Origin of the sequence: Nostoc sp. XA010 (assembly GCF_020829625.1) — a bacterium.
GTDB lineage: Bacteria > Cyanobacteriota > Cyanobacteriia > Cyanobacteriales > Nostocaceae > Nostoc.
The window spans coordinates 36131-53789 of sequence record NZ_JAIVFX010000036.1 but is presented as its reverse complement, the minus strand read 5'-3'; the positions used below and the strand labels follow the sequence as shown (position 1 = coordinate 53789).

Annotated in this window: 28 protein-coding genes; 16 read left to right on the top strand and 12 right to left on the bottom strand. The window is 42.3% G+C overall.

Annotation, left to right across the window (positions count from 1 at the left end):
* Window positions 1–657: 657 nt before the first annotated feature.
* The 11 genes from LC608_RS30370 (at window position 658) to LC608_RS30325 (ending at window position 6016) form a co-directional block, all read left to right on the top strand.
* On the top strand, window positions 658–843 hold the full coding sequence (locus tag LC608_RS30370; RefSeq protein ID WP_229557119.1) for a hypothetical protein: 186 nt from the start codon (window positions 658–660) through the stop codon (window positions 841–843).
* 21 nt (window positions 844–864) lie between these two features.
* Complete coding sequence (locus LC608_RS30365) at window positions 865–1155, top strand: hypothetical protein (RefSeq protein WP_229557118.1); 291 nt, start codon at window positions 865–867, stop codon at window positions 1153–1155.
* A 55-nt stretch (window positions 1156–1210) separates the two neighbouring features.
* Window positions 1211–1705: a hypothetical protein gene (locus LC608_RS30360; protein WP_229557117.1), complete on the top strand. Its 495-nt coding sequence runs from the start codon at window positions 1211–1213 to the stop codon at window positions 1703–1705.
* A gap of 11 nt (window positions 1706–1716) precedes the next feature.
* The gene (locus LC608_RS30355; RefSeq protein WP_229557116.1) at window positions 1717–2439 is read left to right on the top strand and encodes a hypothetical protein; all 723 of its coding nucleotides are present in this window, start codon (window positions 1717–1719) and stop codon (window positions 2437–2439) included.
* Between the two features lie 70 nt (window positions 2440–2509).
* On the top strand, window positions 2510–4039 hold the full coding sequence (locus tag LC608_RS30350) for a hypothetical protein (protein ID WP_229557115.1): 1530 nt from the start codon (window positions 2510–2512) through the stop codon (window positions 4037–4039).
* A complete protein-coding gene (locus tag LC608_RS37020) occupies window positions 4036–4170 on the top strand; it encodes a hypothetical protein (protein ID WP_267871265.1) in 135 nt (44 codons plus the stop codon). The genes LC608_RS30350 and LC608_RS37020 overlap by 4 nt, the downstream gene beginning before the upstream one ends.
* A gap of 78 nt (window positions 4171–4248) precedes the next feature.
* Window positions 4249–4425: a hypothetical protein gene (locus LC608_RS30345; protein ID WP_229557114.1), complete on the top strand. Its 177-nt coding sequence runs from the start codon at window positions 4249–4251 to the stop codon at window positions 4423–4425.
* A gap of 143 nt (window positions 4426–4568) precedes the next feature.
* Window positions 4569–4958: a hypothetical protein gene (locus LC608_RS30340; protein WP_229557113.1), complete on the top strand. Its 390-nt coding sequence runs from the start codon at window positions 4569–4571 to the stop codon at window positions 4956–4958.
* Window positions 4959–5013: 55 nt separating this feature from the next.
* On the top strand, window positions 5014–5214 hold the full coding sequence (locus LC608_RS30335) for a hypothetical protein (protein WP_229557112.1): 201 nt from the start codon (window positions 5014–5016) through the stop codon (window positions 5212–5214).
* Between the two features lie 157 nt (window positions 5215–5371).
* A complete protein-coding gene (locus tag LC608_RS30330) occupies window positions 5372–5518 on the top strand; it encodes a hypothetical protein (protein WP_229557111.1) in 147 nt (48 codons plus the stop codon).
* Window positions 5519–5707: 189 nt separating this feature from the next.
* Entirely contained in the window at window positions 5708–6016 is a 309-nt protein-coding gene (locus LC608_RS30325; protein WP_229557110.1) for a hypothetical protein, read from the top strand.
* A gap of 13 nt (window positions 6017–6029) precedes the next feature.
* Here the strand turns inward: LC608_RS30325 and LC608_RS30320 are convergent, their stop codons facing one another.
* A complete protein-coding gene (locus LC608_RS30320) occupies window positions 6030–6713 on the bottom strand; it encodes a hypothetical protein (RefSeq protein WP_229557109.1) in 684 nt (227 codons plus the stop codon).
* Window positions 6714–6963: 250 nt separating this feature from the next.
* Between LC608_RS30320 and LC608_RS30315 the strand changes: the two genes are divergently transcribed.
* Window positions 6964–7113, top strand: coding sequence for a hypothetical protein (locus tag LC608_RS30315; RefSeq protein WP_229557108.1), 150 nt, complete (start codon window positions 6964–6966; stop codon window positions 7111–7113).
* 106 nt (window positions 7114–7219) lie between these two features.
* Here the strand turns inward: LC608_RS30315 and LC608_RS30310 are convergent, their stop codons facing one another.
* Window positions 7220–7519 carry an HNH endonuclease gene (locus LC608_RS30310; RefSeq protein ID WP_229557107.1) on the bottom strand — a complete coding sequence of 100 codons (300 nt, stop codon included), beginning with the start codon at window positions 7517–7519 and terminating at the stop codon, window positions 7220–7222.
* Window positions 7520–7695: 176 nt separating this feature from the next.
* On the opposite strand from LC608_RS30310, the gene LC608_RS30305 reads away from it, so the two are divergent.
* Window positions 7696–8103 carry a hypothetical protein gene (locus tag LC608_RS30305; RefSeq protein ID WP_308189949.1) on the top strand — a complete coding sequence of 136 codons (408 nt, stop codon included), beginning with the start codon at window positions 7696–7698 and terminating at the stop codon, window positions 8101–8103.
* Window positions 8104–8181: 78 nt separating this feature from the next.
* On the opposite strand, the gene LC608_RS30300 is transcribed toward LC608_RS30305, so the two are convergent.
* The 4 genes from LC608_RS30300 to LC608_RS30285 all read right to left on the bottom strand — a co-directional run bounded on the left by LC608_RS30300 (window position 8182) and on the right by LC608_RS30285 (window position 10365).
* Window positions 8182–8625, bottom strand: coding sequence for a hypothetical protein (locus tag LC608_RS30300; RefSeq protein ID WP_229557106.1), 444 nt, complete (start codon window positions 8623–8625; stop codon window positions 8182–8184).
* A 262-nt stretch (window positions 8626–8887) separates the two neighbouring features.
* Window positions 8888–9202 carry a hypothetical protein gene (locus LC608_RS30295; protein WP_228038648.1) on the bottom strand — a complete coding sequence of 105 codons (315 nt, stop codon included), beginning with the start codon at window positions 9200–9202 and terminating at the stop codon, window positions 8888–8890.
* A 209-nt stretch (window positions 9203–9411) separates the two neighbouring features.
* Window positions 9412–9816, bottom strand: a complete 405-nt coding sequence (locus LC608_RS30290; protein ID WP_229557105.1) for a hypothetical protein — start codon at window positions 9814–9816, stop codon at window positions 9412–9414.
* Between the two features lie 291 nt (window positions 9817–10107).
* Window positions 10108–10365, bottom strand: a complete 258-nt coding sequence (locus LC608_RS30285) for a hypothetical protein (protein ID WP_229557104.1) — start codon at window positions 10363–10365, stop codon at window positions 10108–10110.
* Window positions 10366–11128: 763 nt separating this feature from the next.
* On the opposite strand from LC608_RS30285, the gene LC608_RS30280 reads away from it, so the two are divergent.
* Window positions 11129–12121, top strand: coding sequence for a tyrosine-type recombinase/integrase (locus LC608_RS30280; RefSeq protein ID WP_229557103.1), 993 nt, complete (start codon window positions 11129–11131; stop codon window positions 12119–12121).
* Between the two features lie 48 nt (window positions 12122–12169).
* Here LC608_RS30280 and LC608_RS30275 read toward each other — a convergent pair whose 3' ends face one another.
* Window positions 12170–12874 (bottom strand): hypothetical protein, encoded by a 705-nt coding sequence (locus LC608_RS30275; protein ID WP_229557102.1) that lies wholly within the window; start codon window positions 12872–12874, stop codon window positions 12170–12172.
* A gap of 195 nt (window positions 12875–13069) precedes the next feature.
* Here LC608_RS30275 and LC608_RS30270 point away from each other — a divergent pair, with 195 nt between their 5' ends.
* Complete coding sequence (locus LC608_RS30270; protein WP_229557101.1) at window positions 13070–13414, top strand: hypothetical protein; 345 nt, start codon at window positions 13070–13072, stop codon at window positions 13412–13414.
* A gap of 196 nt (window positions 13415–13610) precedes the next feature.
* On the opposite strand, the gene LC608_RS30265 is transcribed toward LC608_RS30270, so the two are convergent.
* The 5 genes from LC608_RS30265 to LC608_RS30245 all read right to left on the bottom strand — a co-directional run bounded on the left by LC608_RS30265 (window position 13611) and on the right by LC608_RS30245 (window position 17398).
* Entirely contained in the window at window positions 13611–13922 is a 312-nt protein-coding gene (locus tag LC608_RS30265) for an addiction module antidote protein (protein ID WP_229557100.1), read from the bottom strand.
* Window positions 13897–14259 carry a type II toxin-antitoxin system RelE/ParE family toxin gene (locus LC608_RS30260; protein ID WP_229557099.1) on the bottom strand — a complete coding sequence of 121 codons (363 nt, stop codon included), beginning with the start codon at window positions 14257–14259 and terminating at the stop codon, window positions 13897–13899. Before LC608_RS30260 ends, LC608_RS30265 begins: the two co-directional genes overlap by 26 nt.
* A gap of 91 nt (window positions 14260–14350) precedes the next feature.
* The gene (locus LC608_RS30255) at window positions 14351–15391 is read right to left on the bottom strand and encodes a hypothetical protein (RefSeq protein WP_229557098.1); all 1041 of its coding nucleotides are present in this window, start codon (window positions 15389–15391) and stop codon (window positions 14351–14353) included.
* Between the two features lie 19 nt (window positions 15392–15410).
* Complete coding sequence (locus LC608_RS30250; protein WP_229557097.1) at window positions 15411–17120, bottom strand: DEAD/DEAH box helicase; 1710 nt, start codon at window positions 17118–17120, stop codon at window positions 15411–15413.
* A 62-nt stretch (window positions 17121–17182) separates the two neighbouring features.
* Window positions 17183–17398 carry a hypothetical protein gene (locus tag LC608_RS30245; RefSeq protein WP_229557096.1) on the bottom strand — a complete coding sequence of 72 codons (216 nt, stop codon included), beginning with the start codon at window positions 17396–17398 and terminating at the stop codon, window positions 17183–17185.
* A 12-nt stretch (window positions 17399–17410) separates the two neighbouring features.
* Between LC608_RS30245 and LC608_RS30240 the strand changes: the two genes are divergently transcribed.
* The gene (locus LC608_RS30240; RefSeq protein ID WP_229557095.1) at window positions 17411–17659 is read left to right on the top strand and encodes a ParA family protein; all 249 of its coding nucleotides are present in this window, start codon (window positions 17411–17413) and stop codon (window positions 17657–17659) included.

Sequence of the window (17659 nt, the reverse complement as noted above, 5' to 3'; positions counted from 1 at the left end):
ATTAAATTTTTCGAGAGTGCCTTCAGGTACAAGCAACCTTTTTAGTTGTTTTTGTTCTCGTAGATTACACGCGAACAAATTATGATTTATTCCGTTATCTATTTTCCCTTAACCGAGCAGTATTGGGGTGGACTTGTACGATAGCCTCAAAGAGAAAAAGTAAGTCGAATTATCTCATTTGTTATCGTAAAACATACGCGAACAAATTTTTCTTTGTTTTACCCTTCATTTTCCTTAACCGAGCAGTATTGAGAAAGGAACTAGCTCTCATCATCAGTAGTTCGGGCAAGAGTATTGTATAGAAAATAGGAGGAATTATGTCACAGTCCGGGTTTGAGGCGCTTAAAGAAATGATTTCTAGAAACCTCGATAAATGACAGCCTTACAGCGTAACCAACTGTACCAATTCCGTGGTCAACAACTCCGCTACAGCCATCGGTCTAATTCTCTTGTCAATGCACCTTTCATTTTCAATGACTCGAAAGGCAGGCGAAGAGAATTAAGCCAAAACCAAGTGCAGAGGGAGGTTTTTGAACTTGTTGAGTTTTGTGAGAACTGACTCTGGTGCGATTGCACCGACGACCAATCATTGCAATCGCCCCACTAAGCAGATGTATCTCGATACGCAAAACGATTTGTACTTAAGGATTCTAACAAATGGCAGCACTTCACTACACAAATCCTAACGATTGGGGACGCTCACGGATAACTGACAATGCTCTCCGATTACAGCGATTGCAAGCAGAAATTGATGCGGATAAAGAAGCGAACGCACAATCTCTTAAGCAAAGCGATGTCCCCGTATCACCGAATGAATCTATTGCTCATAATAAGCACAACTAAGCACAACTCAGAATTTTAATCATGACTAAACCAATAGGATATTTTTGCTCAGGCACAATGCCCGGAGATACAGGTTTGCTTGCAGATATGCAGGAATCTTGGGGCAGCACATTTGAAGCTCTCAACAATGCCCAACGTCTTTGGATGATTCAGAAAGTTAGCTGGTCGTTGTTTCAGGATGATCCAGATTCACATCTAGACTCCCCTCGTGATGCTGAAACGGAAGAAGTAGTACAAAGACTTGATGAGTTATCGCGTGGTCAATTATTGGGCTTGCTAGATGCTCTCGTCGCCCAGGTAAAAGGTAATTAATTATTCGCTATGGGGTGGTTTGTCTGCCCCAAAAAAATACTTGAGGAATAAGGCATTGAACACTAATCGAATTTGGCGAAAACACGGCAGCAAGATTGTTTTTGGATCACTCATCGTTGGGAGCTTAATGCTCAGTTCTAAGGACATTAGTGCCAATATGCAATCCCTATCTATTGCGCGAACAACCATTGCATTTAATGGTCAACAGCAAATGCTATTAGAGCAGCAATTGAGTTATGAACAGGCAGCGTCAAAAGTAGCGGAAGCGAGATATAAATCTGGCTGCACTATCGTAGTAGCCGCAAAAGCAGCACGGAATTTAGCAACCTTGGTTGAAGGTGAAACTGTACTAGATCGCACTACTAAAAAGTCACTCCCAATCAACACAGTTGTATGCGACGGCAATGGCAATACTGGCGTTTTAATTGCTGATAAAGATGGTGTTCCGGTCGTGGGGAAGATGGCATTTACAGGCAATCGGGAGCTAGCCATTAATCAAATCAAAAAGATTCGCGGCGCAAAGGTTTATTATTACACACCTGAAAAATAAGGACAAATAACATGGCTTTAGGTTCAAAAAGTTCAAACCCAGGCGCTTCTGCATGGCAGTCTGGTGGCAGTCACAATAAGAGTAAAAAAATCCCCCAGCAGTGGCTAAGAATCCTTTATTGGGGGCTGGTGCTAACTGCGGTTTACTTTGCTTATCTGAACATCCAACCTTATGAAATGGCAGTGCGCTTTTTGAGTGGTCAAGCAATAAACCAAGCATTCTTTTATCTAATTTCGGTGATTCCCATCGTCAATGGAATTGCTAATTTTTTAGGGCAGGGCATCACCTGGATACTGGGTACAATGCTTTGGGGAGTGATTCAAATTATCGAAGTTCTACCGCTTATCCTCTATAACCATGAGGGATTTATGCAGCAGGTAATTAGTAATGTAGATAGCCGCAGCAGGTATGAAATCAAGCAGACTGATGACCCCACTTTGGCAATGCTCAAACGCACTTATAATGCTTTGCCTATTTCGGTTGTAAGTAATTTGGAGCGCCTTAAAATTGTGACTTACACTGTCGATTTTTTGATCTGTATAACTGTATATAGTCCAGTACATAGCGGCAAGTTCTCAGACTTTTTTTGGTATTTAGGAACCGGACAGTGGAACAAGTTTGACTACGCTAATTTAAGTTTGGCGTTGATTACACTATTTGCCATCGAAGTTATTGTCAGTTTGATTATTTGGGTAGGCAAGCTCTCCTACGCAATCAAAGAAACCAACCATTAGTTTAGTAAAGATAACGCAGTCCGCGTAATTCGGTACTGCGTTTACCTATTCCAAATAAATACTTCTATATATGACACGATTCAATCCTGAGAAAAATAATAAAACTCCCGAAGAATGGAGCGAGGTTGCACTTCGCGCTACTCAAGAAAATCATTTACAGTGGAATGTCATCGGCGGCATTGTTTTGGGTGTATTAGCGTCCAGCGCTGCTAGCCCGATAACGGGAGGATTGGTAGTCGCTTATTTTCTTTGGGATAGTTGGAGAAAGGCTGGGCAGATTCAAAGAAATCAAGCTGCGATCGCTGAGTTGGGTTGCGTGGCTCAAGTGCTAGACGGCGATAATTTTGCAGATTATACCCGTCAAGTGGGTAAAGAAGTAGTAATTAATGAATTGAACTTTGCTAATGAACGCGGACTAGCTTTGAGTGATGCGGCGGCAGACTTTTACGAGGATAATCAGCCAAGTATAACTTCTAATTCCACGCCGTTGCTGACTGCTGCTAAAACACTTTTAGAGAAACCTTTTTGTCAGATCCCAGTACAGACACAGGTTGATAACTATAACCCCGCAGCCGCCACAGAGATTGATATTGTTGGACAGATGAGTGCTAACATCGAAAATCTTTTTATAGTGGGTTTGGGAAGGAGCGGGAAAGGAATACTTTTATCCAATGTTATTCGTCAAGTCAAACGCCACGACCCAAGTAAAAAAATCTTTCTGATCAATGGTAAAGATGACTGGAAGGAGTACGGCTATTTTGATGGCATTGTTGATGTAGAAAAGCGTCTGCATTGTGAAACTGCAAAGCCGCAAACCGTAGCTGCATGGTTCGAGGCTGCGATCGCAGAATATGATCAATATGCTCTTGTGAACGATGGAGCGCTTCTGATAATTGATGAAGGAACGATCATCGGTGCGAGGCTAAAAGTAGCCAAGTGTACTCTGCTCTCCGACAAGCTTATTGGTATCGCATCATGTGGTAGCAGTGCTGGGAAGAACATCTGGTTTATTGCTCAAACGCCCTTTGTTGGTGCTAACGGCAGTGACCTTTCAGGCATTAGCCAGTTAACACCGATTGCATTGGTTCATGAAAGCAATTTAGCCGTTCTTGACACTTGGAAAACTGCACGACTTTTCAAAAAGTTTGATACCGATAAAATAGCAGAGCTAATCAATAACTCAGAGTGCAGTCGGGCTATCTACTATGGTAAGACGACTCAGTGGTACTCAATGCCTGTACTTGAAAATCATTCTGCTTTTAACCGAGATCAGCGCGAATTCTTGCCAGGGTTTGAACCCAGTGACGACAGTATATGCAACAACCAGGGAGCTATAAGTCGGTTAAATGAAACTCTAGATATCGGCGAACAGCCAACGACTATTCAAAATCATTTGGGATTGTCAGACCTTGCCAAACGCTTATTATCTTTTTTTGATAACGCGAAAAACAAGGAGCCTAAGACACTTGCCGATATCAAAAAGAAAGATGAACTCAGAGAGCAGGGTGACATTAAATTAATTACTGCTTTGAATGAATTAGTCAATGCTGGACAACTCATTTTTGATGGCGAAGATAGCTGGTCTAAGTTTGACTGGTGAATCACCACACCACAGTAAAAAGTACCCAAAAAGCGGTGTGGCGAACTGTGGCACTGTGGCGTGGCGGTGTGGCAATAATCTGTGGGATGCTTTGCCCAGCAAGCGCCACAGCCGCACCACAGCACAAATGAAGTGATTTATCTGTGGCGGAGGTGTGGGGATGGCTACAGGCATATTAATCATCTTTTGTTTAGGAGCATTAGAAGTCAATGAATACCTTTTTTCGCTTTATTTTTCATTTATTACCTGATTCGTTTATTGAGCAAGTTAACGAAACGAGCCTGAATGAATTGGATAATCGTGGGCTAATTGTTTGGGAGCAGGATGTTGAAAGTGGTGCTGTTATTTGGAGCGAGGATTTAGATAACAATGAATTACTCAACTAAGCTTTCTCCTTCGATGAGAGAGCAGACAGCATTAATATTTTCCCGTTAACGGGAATAATTGATCAACCATCTTGGGTAATCCTGGGATAAATCATGCTAAAAATTGTAATTATCGAAAGAGAATAAGCTTATGGGTGTTCACCATGATTGATTTACTGTCTAAGGATTTAAAGCACTCCGAGAAATATTTTGGCTGTAGTATTGATGTTTGGCGTGATGATAGGCGCGGCTGCTACTTGGCTGAATTATATGCCCCGGTTCGCAACAGAATGTTGATGCAACAAAGGCAAGCATTCTCAGATATTCAATCGGCTGTAGCTTATATGAAGGAACAGATCGATAAATACTATTCGCAAGGTTGGTATAAAGGCTGCATTATTGACGTGTGGTTTGATCTACGCCTTGGCTGCTACTTGGCTGAATTATATGTACCCATGCATGAAGAAATGGTGCTACAAGAAAGCCTACCATTCCCAGATATTCAATCGGCTCTAGCCTCTATGAGGGAGCAGATCGATAAGTTATCCTTTTAATGTCCGTGTGCAAAGTTTGGAGGAATGCCCATGCTCCACAAAGTTTTCATGCCTAATGGAAAACAGGAACGCCAGTCACGACGCTTGGATGATGATGCATCCGGCAATGGATGCTGATTGTCAATTTTCAGTGGGTGATTTGGAAGAAGGAGAAGAAGGGATTTTTGTTCTTAATGAAGATATTAACCCAATGGAATTAGCAACCGACAAGCAGATTCAACAGGCTCTATTGCAACCAAGTAGTTCAGATTTGTAATCTGATACGTTGAGTTACCAACCAAATAAAAAGACTAAAACTTGTTAGTTGTATGAAATTCTCAGATTTACAGCGCGGTGATTTATTTTGTTTTCCGAACGGCGAAGACACCTACAAAAAAGTAGGGGATACACTTGCAATGCCCATGTGTTCTCGTATGAATCACGTAGCAGATGTGCGTGTGGGAACTGAAGTCATCGGCATAGAACCAAGCGCTTACTCGCGTGATAGAGAGGAAAATATGCCTGATTTTGAAGGGCTAACCTGGGAGCTTCAATGCCAACTAGCAGAAATGGGCGAGTAAATTACCTGTAATGATCTGTTTGACAAGCTTTTTTAGTTTTGCGAACTGTGGTCAAAAATTATGCAAGCGGTATTACCTGAAACGGAACTGATTTTAATTCAAATTGCAGAAAAACACTATCCGCACACACACTTTAGGATAATCCCCAAATTTAATTTTAAAGTAGACAATTGGATAGAAATGGATTTTGTGGCATACCTTAGCGAATCTGCGTCCGGTGATAGGCCACATAACAATCCATTTCATAAATATTATCGAAGAGATAGATTTGATTTTAATCTAGCTTTTGCATTGAAAGATACTCGTTTATTTTTATCCGGTGATTGGCATGAAGTCACCCTTACGCTGCATTATAGTTTAGCTGGCGGCTGTTCGTGGTGGGATGAAGGGGTTCGGATCGCTCGTCCTCGTCCTCATGGCGATAAGTTAGAAGCGATCGCGCAAGAGATGTATCCTTTATTGAGACAAGGTGATAAATTTGCGCGTTTGCAAGAGTAGGAGGTAAATAACGTTATTCAGGTTTGGGCGCATTTACATCAGGGTATAGAGTGCGATATTGTGACCACTGCTGTCGGTAAAACTCTATCCCAGGCTGAGTAATAACCAGTTTGGTTAAGTGCTTACCATCTTTCCAGTAGCCAACTTCTTTCACTAAGCCGTTGTCTGTTCCGTAATAATCTCGCAATCTCAACCAAGTCCATTGCCAACTAAACCCGGCATAATCCCCAAAGGTTAATCCACTCTCTAGCCCTAATTCACCAGCTTGATAGGCTGTAGCTAGTGCCTCCCATTGCCTTGGTTTAAGTTGTCCCTTGGGTGGCTTTTTAGGTGCTGATTCACCCAACCCAGCACGAGCTACAGCACGTCCAGTGGTTGTGAGCTTGATGGAAATTAGTTCGCCGTCATAATAATTACATTCAATTAACTTGTGTCGTTCCAAAAGAGAAAGAGTTGAACCCAGTCCCTGGTCAACTACACCAGCAAGAGATAGCAACTTGTGCAATAAAGTTTCATAGCTTGTGGGTTCAAAATAATATTGCAGATTACGCCATACGGATGCTTTCTCTCTGATTGAACCTAATCGCCAACCTTCTTTTTGTGCTGCCTCCACCGACTGGTCAGTACGGTAAATGGCAGTGAGTGTGGCTTGCTGCCGTTCATTGAGTTTTTCCCACAGATGAAGGTGTTTACTCATCACTCATATCCCAGAGCATTCTTAAAGATCATCGCCTTACCATCTGCCGACCCATTTTCAGTCCAATATCAAGTTATCCTTTTAATGTCCGTGTGCAAAAATAGTGATTTTCAACCAAATAAAAAGAGTAAGACTTTTAGAATCCATGAAATTCTCAGATTTACATCGCGGCGATTTCTAAAGTTTTCCGAACGGCGAATATACCTACAAAAAAGTAGGGGATACACAAGCGTATCCTATGTGCAGCCGAATGAACCACTTAGCAGAAGTTAGCACAGAAACCTCAGTCATCGGCGTAAAGCCAAGCGCTTACTCCCGTGATAGAGAGGAAAATATGCCCGACTTTGAAGGGCTAACCTGGGAACTCCAATACCAGATGGCAGAAATGGGAATTCAATAAAACTATTCAATTTACTTTAACTTGCTCCCGCCCAGGAATGAGAGATAAAGGTAGTTCATTCTGCTGGTGGCGCTTTTGCAGTACCTTAGTTCAATAAGAAGCTGGCTCAAAATAAAGACAATTGTCCTGGCGATACATTTCCCCTGCGTCGCGTATGAAAACTCAGGTGGCAAGCTGTGCATAAGGCATATAAGTTTTCTCGACGATTATCTTCTGGCAGAAAATTTTTATGATGAACTGTTAATGTTAGCGCCATTCTAAGAGAACGGGAAAGTTCGGACGTATTATCACCGGGACGAATGCACTGTAAGCCACACTTAGAGCAACGCCACCCTACAGATTCTTTGACATCAAGAGCGATATCTGACCAATTTTCTGGATAACGTGACTGAGATTTTTGGGGCATTTCCTGATTCTAAAAATGCGTTGCAATTTAATTATCAGTTCAAGAATATGATTAATCTACTATAAATGAAGTTCAACATAGTTAGGGGTGGGCTATGTGGTTTTGGGAAAAGGAATCGGTTGAGTACGAGGTATTTAAAAAATACGAACCAGCGCTGATAACTATCGGTGTAAATTTTGCTCCCTGCCGAAGTCCAAGATGCTCTTGAAGGTTGTTCTTTAGACTTAGAGGATGCCTTGCGGAGTGCAATTGAATATGCTCTGTGGTTGAGCGAACACGATAAAGAGATTTTCCCCAATGCTTTATTAATTCGTGCGCTACAGGATAATTGGAAGCCGAAAGCATGGCGTGATGAATATTTAGAAAGGGAGATGTTCTCTTCACCTGGGCAACGTTGGTGGAATGCGGCAGAAAAAATGTGGGGACGCGATATGCGGAATCAATTGGTTGTTGATGTATTTTTTGACGGAGGTGGAGAATTTATCAAATTCAGCAACGGTAAAGAGATAAGAGTAAAAACTGCATGGGTATGGGGATGGGAACGATTGCTTGAATATGCCAGCCCAATATCTGTTTATCGATAATTGTAGCGACCTGCAATACTAATCGCTCAAACCTGCTTTTCCTCTGTTTGAGCCAGGATTAAATGCAACTAGAAATTTTTAAACAATCTTAAAATCTTTCCATCCCCAGGCAAGCCCATGCCTACTAATCAAGAATTCTTTTCCGATTTTCTCTCGTATTCTGTTGCATTCAGCTAAAAGCTGTCGATAATCATCAGGGTAAATATCTGCATAACTTCTAGCGCGGGTCAGCAATTGACGCTGATTTTTTCGCCATTCCCAAGGTTGATACCACCATGAAGGGTAGAAGTCTGCCTGTGGAGTAATCACCGCATAATCACGCCCCTTTTGGATGTCCTCTAGATCCCATGCTGGAAGATATGCAAGTAAATCAGTCTCTGCCCACCATTCTTCGATAATTGCTGTACCATCATCATCGCGCGTACCGATTCGCTTTCTGGCTTTGATGCGAATTTTTGCATTCCTTGCAATCACGGCGTAATCTTCCAGTCTTGTTGCTAGTGGATTGAACTCGATCAACATAATTTAATTCTCTGCTACCTCAGCACCTATAAAACTCAAATTGTGGTTGTAAAGTTATTGAAATCAACGATACTAGGTTAATCAAGAATATCAAAGGTCAAGAAAATTCCCTTATTTTTTGTCTCTACTAAAAGTAATGTATCAATGAAGTTCCCTGATAAAGGCATCAATCGCCTTAAGAGCCACTGACTACCGCCCCCTTTTTACGTAACCGCGAAACCACTTATATTAAATAATACTTTCAACTCCCTCCGGTTCATCACTATTCACTCGGTGGCGAGGTAGTCATCACTTGTATAACCGTATCATCATGACCGAAGCGTGCTTCTGACCAAGTAGAATAACGCTGCATTCTTCCATGATGAGGCCCGCCCAAAACCATTGTTTCAAAAAGTAAGGGGGGGTCTCCAAAAGTTAGATCAAACCCAGAAAAAGTAGTTGAAATTTTGGAAGAGCCAACTGTAGTCTCGGCAACTAGATGTTTTGCTGAATCTTGTGCTGAGTGTAAATAATCTTGCCATTCTGACAATGAATTAACAGCAACAGGTGTATGTCCTACGAGTTTGTAATAACGCATGATTGACAACGATTAAATAATCTTTTGGTTTTGATATGACAGCTTAGGCGCAAGCCTTGAAAAAAGATACCAGCCGCCACACAGCAGCTCTTTCTCTGGTTCAACCTAATAGCCAAGCTTCTTTTAGTATTGTAGGTCGCTGGCGAAGCTGTCACCAAGCGCAAACTAAACAATTTAGTTTAAATATCAAGCATCACCATCCAAAGCCCTTAAATAGATACAGTTAAGATTTTAAACAACCAGTCTTCTAGAGGTACGCCGAATTCTTCTGGAATAAGTTTTTGTATCTTGGTGTATTCAACCTGATTCCAATTTTTTGGATTAAATATACTGTGCGGAACTTCTACATCAACTAATTGTGGATTTTCCATAACACGACACCACATTCTGGCTCGATAATCAATTGTTAGGTTCCCACTCGGCAACTCAATCCAATAATGCGGTGACACTTGACCATGCCCAATCCATTGGAATGAACCGCACCAAATTATATGTTCAATACCCTTATTAAATAAAAGAGTAGAGAGAACTTTACTATGCCCATCACACTCCGTTGGAGAATTATCCCAAACATGTAATTCCGCACGTAGCTGGTCAATAAAATCATTATTCATGACAAGCATATTTCTTCTCCAATAGTGCTTTCACTTTGCGAACCGTATTGATTGCCACATCAGCTTGTGTTGCTCTTTGACGCAACGATAATCTCTTCTTTAATCTTCTTAACAGGTCTTTTGTTGGTGCTGGGTGCGTTCGCGTTTCATTTGTTTAAATATTTGATTTTTTTGGGCAATATTTTCTTTGGTTCCTCCTCACCTGGAGGTGCGATAAAAGGATATACAGCATAATGATTATCAGGGCAAGTCATGCAAGTTTTTACCCCGTATCTAGTTTGGGGGATAATTTTATGATTCAGCTTGTTTGCGACGCTCAGGGTCTTTTATCCAATCAAAATTTTTCTTCATTACAAAATTTCCTTTTTTGTCACATTGCCAGTGCGAAAGATTATAGGATACTTGGGAAAGCTCAGTACATACGATTTTTTCGCCATCAGGCATAATTAGCCAGTAAATATCGGCCCCGCCCGCTTCAATATCCACTTGCCGAAGGGATGCCCCAATCAAAGAAGCTTTTTTTTCTAATTCAAAAAATTCTTCATCCATTATTCAATTTTTCCTTTTCGTTACAGATTAGCTCTAATGCATCTGATTTCATCCTACTAACCTTGAGAATTATCTAGACTGAGAAACGGTTTATAGGTAACTTGACAAGTTCCGTAAAAATATCTTATCAAACAGATTTAATTACCAGTTATTCAATAATATTATGAATTTTTATTTATCCTTATTGAGCATACCCGTTAATAACTCCGACATCTCCCACAGGTCTTTATTCCGATTGTCATCAGAAATCATCAACGTGCGCGGGTCAGCATTTAGGCTCAATTTCTGCACCTTTCGGATATTCCCATCAGTGACATCAAGCGCCGCCTTCGGGAGCCTTTAGCCTTACCCTGTGCGGTGACATTTTCCTTATCCGGGAAGGAATGATATCAATCGTGATATCAATGCTCCACAAAGAGCGATGGCGTAACCGCCCATCTACGGTGGCATCGCTTCACCCCCTAGACGGGACTCTCCTGATTTCGCTTAGGGCAAAACAACAATATCCAGATTCATACAGCATTATTACTTAGTCAAATCGTCAGCCCTTACACTTTCATCTAATTTAATTTCTCTTCATCGCCTTCAATAACTGTCAATCAGCTGACAATAACTCCCCAACCCCACCCACAGCTGCTTTGACAAATAGTGCGACAATAGCAATTTTCACACCACTTAGAGTAATAAACACACCTTTTACAACTAAGATGTAGATCGAACATTAAACCGATGCTGCTCTCCCTTAAGGTCTGCTGACAAACCCATGACCCCCATTCACCCGGAAAATCTTAGTGTTCTGGAAAACTCACTCTCCTTGGCGATCGGAGAAGACTTTTCTCTAGAAAATGACCCCGACGTTATCCAGCAATTGATTGGTGATAAGCGATCGCTCAACACCAAGCGCGAGTACCAAAAAGACCTGAAAGATTTTTTTCTGTTCGTTGTTAAGAAAGAACCCAGCCGGGACTTAGTTCTAGAGTTTCTTCACCTGGAACAACGTCACGCCGTAGCTGTGGTTCTCAAGTACAAAGCTCACCTGATTAAGAAAAAACTGGCTGAAGCTACGGTGAATCGTCGCCTTAGTGCTATCAAGTCAATGGTTGAGATGGGGCGACGGCTGGGGGTCTGCAATTTCTCCCTGGATGATGTCAAAGGTGAAAAGGTCGAAACCTACCGTGACACAATGGGCATTCCAGCCGAGGACTATGCTTTAGTTATAGCGTTGGTTGACCGCAGTACCCTTAAGGGCAAGCGCGATTATGCCATTATGCGGTTACTCTGGGATAATGCCTTGCGTCGTCAGGAGATAGTCAATCTAAATGTGCGTGACTTTAACGCCAAAGAGAAAACGCTTGAAATCCTGGGTAAAGGCAAGGGTAGCCAGAAGGAAGTTATTGACCTATCGGACAAAACCGCCGATGCAATCTCCGGTTGGATAAAAGCAAGTAAGAAGAAACGTAGTAATGAACCGCTTTTCACCGTCTTGGCTTACCACAAGAATGGAGCGAGATTAACTGGGGAGGCAATCAGGCGATTGGTAGATGGGCTATGCTTGCAAGCCGGAATTACTAAGAAGATGTCACCGCATCGTGTCCGCCACAGTGCGATTACTACAGTATTGGATCTCAATAATGGCAACTACCGCGCTACCCAGCGTTTCAGCAGACACGCCCAAGTGCAGACGGTTTTGAAGTACGACGATAACCGTCAGCGTTTGCAAAAGCAGATGAGTGACTCAATATCAGAACTTATCTAGAAAAGACCTAAAGATGAGGTTGAAAGTATGGTGTTAACTTCAGATTAATTACCTTTTCTTGCCCTTAGATTTCTTGCCTAAATTCTGTGAATCAAATCCTTTTGTGTTGGTCTTCGGTTTTTCTTTAGAGGATTTGGAGCTAGACACAGGAAACTGTGCTTCTCTTTCTGAGCCGGTGAACAGACTGCCTAATTGCTGAAGAAAAGAGTTGTTTGGTTCTTCTCTTAGGATTTGCTGGTTATAAGCTTTTTGAAAGGCTGCTATCCCTTCTTCGCTCGTCATGTCAAACCCGGCTTGCATCCCACTCGTAATAAAACTTTTTGCCATACCCCCTTTCGCTGGATCAAACATCCAGTCTGTGAACTTGCCTTCGATTTTGGCAAGATAGGTTGCGATTGCCCCGGCACTACGAAAGTTATACTCCCGCTTCAAGAAGTTCCAAAAGGCGACCAGTTCTGAAATGGCATCCTCTGCTTCCTCTCTGTGCATCAGCGTGAGCTTGCGCGGAAGAATATGTTCCATAACGATTTGTGCGTCTGCCTTAGTCATCTTGGGCAGGGTGAATCCTTCGTAGATGTAGGACATTTCTGTGAAAGTGGCAATCCATCCACCGAACTCAGGGTGTTCTTGGGCATAAGCTTCTCCTTCAGGAGACTTGGCGAACTGCTCGACTACACCATCTATGTAGTCGGCAAGAAGGGGTTCAGCTTCGTCGTAGTCGAGATTATTGAGTTGATTGATGTCAAATGGCATGGTTTTGCTCCTTGAGGTTGAGCAGACATACGCTCAATTTAGCAACAAAGGGACAAGGCTGATACATACTGTTCGCGTGGATTTATCTCTTAAACGGAATGCTAGGATACCGTTGTGCTACATAGATCTTTTAATACACTTAGTACCTGTTCTCATGGGAGCATCTCGTTCAATGTTCTTTAAACTAAGTCCTATATGAATCATGAAGAAGACAATTCCCCTTGGGGGCAAAAGGGAGCTACTCTGAGCGATAAAACAGCCCAAAAAGAATTTAACCTTGATCTAGCAGAAATTCTTGAGGCTATCAAATCAGGAAAATTGCAATATCGGCACAATACTTTATATGGAAATCCCTGCTTTAAACTCTTAAGGAATGAGGTAGAAAATTTTGTGATTGAAAAATATGGGTCGGATTATCTAAAAACTCAAAAGTGCAAAGCTGAATTATCTAAAATCAATACAGAAATCCGAAGTTTGAACCGAAAAATATCTGAATTAGAAAAAAGAAAAGAAGAACTTTTAGCAACCATTAATTCTTGACTGTGGTTGATTTAACTGAGGTTTTGCTTTCTTAACTTTACAAAAGTTTACAACGAATCGCACTTGCAAATATGCCGGCTGAACCCCACTTTGGGGCATACAAGTTTGGATACCACGAGTAAATATCTGCACGTTAGCCCTGATAGAAGTTCTGGGGAGGTTTTAGTTAAGCGATGGTCTGAGCCGTTTTAAATTTTCAGCTTTGAATTGGTTGCACACTCAGGCGATAGCCGAGATGATGCAGAATAAGGCTGATGGTTCGCAGTTCTGGGTTGCCTTCTGGCGACAAGACTCGGTAAAGATTCTGGCGGTTCAAACCCGTTTTTTCCGCAAGGCGCGTCATCCCCTCCCGTGCTTCCACCACGTTCCGCAGCGCTTCCAGAAAAAACGCAATATCGCCATCCTGCTCGTACTCTTCAAGGGCAACGTCCAGGTACGCTGAAGCCATTTCTGGGTTCAGCATCTGCTCGAACACAACCTCGTCATGGTTTCTCAGTTTCTTGCTCATCCTGTTCCTCCTGATAAGCCTGCCAATATCCTTTAGCCTTTTGTATGTCCCTGTCCTGGCTGTCCTTGTCGCCACCACATAGAAGAATTACTAGATCGTTCGCGGATTCTCCAAAGTAAACGCGGTAGCCACTGCCAAAGAAAAACCTCAGTTCAAACACGCCATCTCCAACTGGCTTGCAATCCCCGTAATTGCCTTGCTTGAGTCGCTCTATCCGTCGGATTATCCTGGAACGGATCACATAGTCCTTCAAGCTTAAGAGCCATTCGGTGTACGGCTCCTTGCCGTCTTCTGTAGCATAGACTAGCAGTGTTTTTTGACGAACGATATCAGCCATAGATTATAAACTGTAGCTTAAAAGCGACAAAGTTTCAACCCCTAGTTGATTCTTGCTCCCGGTCAACACCTTGTAGCGTCAATCTCACCAATTACTTTCTCCAAACTGTCGGTGAGATAATTTTGGCGGACTTGTCATCTAGATAGAAATTGTAAACAGGTTCTCCTGATAATTCACAGCGAAGCGGCTCAAGAATTTTAGTGAACGGATTCCAAACTGCTGTTACAGTCCGTTTTACTTTCTTTCGTTGCAACTCACACTGAATATGTACCGTAGGTAGATGGATAATCATTGCACTGTGCAACGAAGCTTCTACACTCATTGCATAACGCTCTTGGATGTCCAACAATTTTCTCTCTAACTCTCTATTAGTGGCTTCAATTCGTGCTAGTTCTTTATCTAGTTCATCACCAATCAATTTTTTTAACTCAATCTTGTTGCGGATCGAGTCGCTAATCGTGTTGTAATAACAAGTGAGCCTTTCTTCATCCCTAGCTCTTGCTCTTGTTAATTTAGCCTGCCAATTATCTAGAGATTTTCCAATCAATATTGCACTTTGATGTTCGATTAACCTCAACAACTCTTCAATTGGGATCGCCAACGGTGTCTCTTGATGCTCCACAGTCATTAGGTCAGACTCCCAAAACAAAGCATCACCAATTTCTACTGGTGTTACTCCTGTTATTTCATTGATAATGAACGAAACTAAACCAATCCTTTTTTCGGAAGCATTCGCTGTGTAAGCGACATTACACAAGATGTAACGAGTAATTTCTGGTTTAGCATCTAAAAAACGAATTAAGCCATTTTGAGGGACGAGTCTCTCCAATAAAATTTTCTCAAAGCCTGTGTTTTTCAGATGTCCATCGAATTTAACACTCAACGCACTAATAAGTCCTTTAACAGCTAATAGTTCAGATAGCTTATTTAATACTTCTGAATGATAGGTGACAAAAACACTTTGGGGTACATCAGCAATAGTAGTAAAAGTAACTTCTTCTGGGAGCGAAAGCAGCGATGCTATATTTTCACTCAACAACACATTTAAAATGTGTTCACCAGCAGGTTCTGCTATTCCGTCATGCAGAGAAACAATTTTTTCTAAGGTAGCAATAATTGGGTCTGATAACATATTTATTCAAATCAATCTCTCAAGCTTCAAAATCTTCGCCAAAAATCTGTTCATCCAGTTCCTGGATTTGCTGATACTGGTCTTTGGCTTTCAACAAATTATCTGCCAATTGCTCGAAGGCTGTATCTAATTCGGGCTTGACTTGATGCTTGAGCCAGATATCCATAACAATTTCACTAAAGTCAAATTCATCATCTACGTTCCCTAAAATTGTTTCAATCTCTCCGACCACTAGTTCAAACATATTAATTTTGTCATGCAAGATCCGCAGAATATACTCTTCGATACTGCCCTTGAGACAAAAGTTAAAAATAAAAACATCCTGGGTTTGTCCGATGCGGTGAATACGACCAATGCGCTGTTCTATTTTCATTGGGTTCCAGGGGAGATCATAATTAACGATCGCGTTCGCAAACTGGATGTTACGTCCCTCTCCGCCTGTTTCCGATGCCAGCAGTACAGAAACAGTATCCCGAAATGCGGCTATAGCCTCATCTTTCTGTTTAAGGGACATCCCCCCAGTAAATTCTGCAAAGGGGATATTTGCTGCTTGCAGAATTTGAGCCAAATAAGTGCTAGTTGCTTTATGGGTTGTGAAGACTAAGGTTTTCTGGCGAGATTTTGAGAGCATCTCTACCAATACTTTTGCTTTCTCGACCTGCTTCACCTGGGCTGCTCGTCTTGCTAAAGACTTCAGTTCTTCATCAGGTAGGCGTTTGGTCAGTTGCTTGAGGGAGTCAGCCAAAGCACCAGGGGATGAACCAGCACGCATTAGCAAATTGGTACGGGAAAGCCTATCGAGCTTGTCCTCTGAGTTACGTAGATACTCGCTCAAGTCCTGGTAAAGTTTCTCCTCGCCTGCTGCCGGGGTAACAGTAATTGTGGTGGCGAAGCGTTTGGGCAGTTTGACATCTACTAGGGCGCGGGTATTTCGCACCATGACTTCCCGCATCAGAGAGCGTAACTTTTCTGGATTTTTCGGGACTCGTCCATTCCTGGAATCGACATATTCTTTTTTAAAAGCGGCTTCTGTTTGTAGCAGTCCCGGTTTGAGGAGGGTCAGCAGATTAAACAGTTCAACAAGAGAGTTCTGCACTGGCGTAGCGGTGAGCATGAGGATAAACCGCTTGTTGAGGGCATTAACCAGTTTCCAGTTTAGAGTAGTGCGATTTTTCAGGTGGTGGGCTTCATCGACAACAACCAAGTCCCAAGTGCGACTGGTGACGTGAGGATAATGTTTAGCAGACTTAGCCGTGTTTAATGAAGCGATAATTCGCGGATTATTCGTCCAAAATTCGTCTATCGGTTGTTGCGGGTCACGGTTATCTGTGGTGATAGTAGCAATATTAAATTTGTCACTTAACTCTGATTGCCACTGGGAAACTAGGGATGCGGGAGTTAACACCAGCATGGACTGTACCATACCCCTTGCTAAGTACTCGGCTATGATTAGTCCCGCCTCAATGGTTTTGCCCAATCCGACTTCATCGGCTAGTAATGCGCGTCCACCCAGTTGTCTAAGTACTTTTCGGGCTGTTTCAATCTGATACCAGTATTTGTCAATAGCAGTTAGTGTGGGCAGGCAAATTAGCTGATCATAGTCTGCCATTACCGAAAGGTTGAACAGGTCTAAACGCGCCTCGTAAAAGTTGATGGGGTCGTATTTACCAGCTTTCAGGGCTGACTTGGCAGTGTCAGAATTGAATTTGAATGTATAGTTTGTCTCCATGATGCACCCGTAAATAGCTACTTTTTACCACACCGCGCACGTACATTTGACCAGTTCAGCACTTAGTCGCCATAGAGTTCCGAGTCTAAGTTGGCAGCCAAGGAGCCATGAGATACTGCACCGATAAAGTTTGCCAGGGGGTCGCTACTGCCAGTGGGTGAGTAAGAGGAGGGTGATTTCTGGGTAAGTGCAAGCTGTTGAACATACCGCAACACGTCTTCTTGGTGCTGGGATGGCAGTTGTTCAATCGCTTCAAAAATGGCTTGTTTGGTTGTCATAGGAATGACTTAATGTTGCTTGATTCTATAAAGTCTACTGCTGAAATTACCGTCTTAGCTAGAACTTCTCTTCTTCTGATACACTTCAATAAACTGGAAACTAAAACCGAGTCGGTTGACCAAACCTCAACGTATCTTCTAGGAATAATGCCAGTGTCAACTTCTGACCATCTTTGCCGCATTATCGCCCTGTTTAACCAAGCGGGTGGTGTCGCCAAATCGACACTGACACAAGTGATGGTGTTAGTAGGACGTTGCTGA

Excerpts from the sequence above, each read along its gene's own strand:
- LC608_RS30245 (WP_229557096.1), bottom strand. The coding sequence starts at position 17,398 with ATGACAACCAAACAAGCCATTTTTGAAGCGATTGAACAACTGCCATCC.
- LC608_RS30255 (WP_229557098.1), bottom strand. The coding sequence starts at position 15,391 with ATGTTATCAGACCCAATTATTGCTACCTTAGAAAAAATTGTTTCTCTG.
- LC608_RS30315 (WP_229557108.1), top strand. The coding sequence starts at position 6,964 with ATGAACCACTTAGCAGAAGTTAGCACAGAAACCTCAGTCATCGGCGTA.
- LC608_RS30250 (WP_229557097.1), bottom strand. The coding sequence starts at position 17,120 with ATGGAGACAAACTATACATTCAAATTCAATTCTGACACTGCCAAGTCA.
- LC608_RS30350 (WP_229557115.1), top strand. The coding sequence starts at position 2,510 with ATGACACGATTCAATCCTGAGAAAAATAATAAAACTCCCGAAGAATGG.
- LC608_RS30365 (WP_229557118.1), top strand. The coding sequence starts at position 865 with ATGACTAAACCAATAGGATATTTTTGCTCAGGCACAATGCCCGGAGAT.
- LC608_RS30265 (WP_229557100.1), bottom strand. The coding sequence starts at position 13,922 with ATGAGCAAGAAACTGAGAAACCATGACGAGGTTGTGTTCGAGCAGATG.
- LC608_RS30345 (WP_229557114.1), top strand. The coding sequence starts at position 4,249 with ATGAATACCTTTTTTCGCTTTATTTTTCATTTATTACCTGATTCGTTT.
- LC608_RS30335 (WP_229557112.1), top strand. The coding sequence starts at position 5,014 with ATGGAAAACAGGAACGCCAGTCACGACGCTTGGATGATGATGCATCCG.
- LC608_RS30330 (WP_229557111.1), top strand. The coding sequence starts at position 5,372 with ATGAATCACGTAGCAGATGTGCGTGTGGGAACTGAAGTCATCGGCATA.
- LC608_RS30355 (WP_229557116.1), top strand. The coding sequence starts at position 1,717 with ATGGCTTTAGGTTCAAAAAGTTCAAACCCAGGCGCTTCTGCATGGCAG.
- LC608_RS30275 (WP_229557102.1), bottom strand. The coding sequence starts at position 12,874 with ATGCCATTTGACATCAATCAACTCAATAATCTCGACTACGACGAAGCT.
- LC608_RS30285 (WP_229557104.1), bottom strand. The coding sequence starts at position 10,365 with ATGGATGAAGAATTTTTTGAATTAGAAAAAAAAGCTTCTTTGATTGGG.
- LC608_RS30370 (WP_229557119.1), top strand. The coding sequence starts at position 658 with ATGGCAGCACTTCACTACACAAATCCTAACGATTGGGGACGCTCACGG.
- LC608_RS30270 (WP_229557101.1), top strand. The coding sequence starts at position 13,070 with ATGAATCATGAAGAAGACAATTCCCCTTGGGGGCAAAAGGGAGCTACT.
- LC608_RS30280 (WP_229557103.1), top strand. The coding sequence starts at position 11,129 with ATGACCCCCATTCACCCGGAAAATCTTAGTGTTCTGGAAAACTCACTC.
- LC608_RS30340 (WP_229557113.1), top strand. The coding sequence starts at position 4,569 with ATGATTGATTTACTGTCTAAGGATTTAAAGCACTCCGAGAAATATTTT.
- LC608_RS30300 (WP_229557106.1), bottom strand. The coding sequence starts at position 8,625 with ATGTTGATCGAGTTCAATCCACTAGCAACAAGACTGGAAGATTACGCC.
- LC608_RS30295 (WP_228038648.1), bottom strand. The coding sequence starts at position 9,202 with ATGCGTTATTACAAACTCGTAGGACATACACCTGTTGCTGTTAATTCA.
- LC608_RS30240 (WP_229557095.1), top strand. The coding sequence starts at position 17,411 with ATGTTGCTTGATTCTATAAAGTCTACTGCTGAAATTACCGTCTTAGCT.
- LC608_RS30290 (WP_229557105.1), bottom strand. The coding sequence starts at position 9,816 with ATGAATAATGATTTTATTGACCAGCTACGTGCGGAATTACATGTTTGG.
- LC608_RS30310 (WP_229557107.1), bottom strand. The coding sequence starts at position 7,519 with ATGCCCCAAAAATCTCAGTCACGTTATCCAGAAAATTGGTCAGATATC.
- LC608_RS30320 (WP_229557109.1), bottom strand. The coding sequence starts at position 6,713 with ATGAGTAAACACCTTCATCTGTGGGAAAAACTCAATGAACGGCAGCAA.
- LC608_RS30260 (WP_229557099.1), bottom strand. The coding sequence starts at position 14,259 with ATGGCTGATATCGTTCGTCAAAAAACACTGCTAGTCTATGCTACAGAA.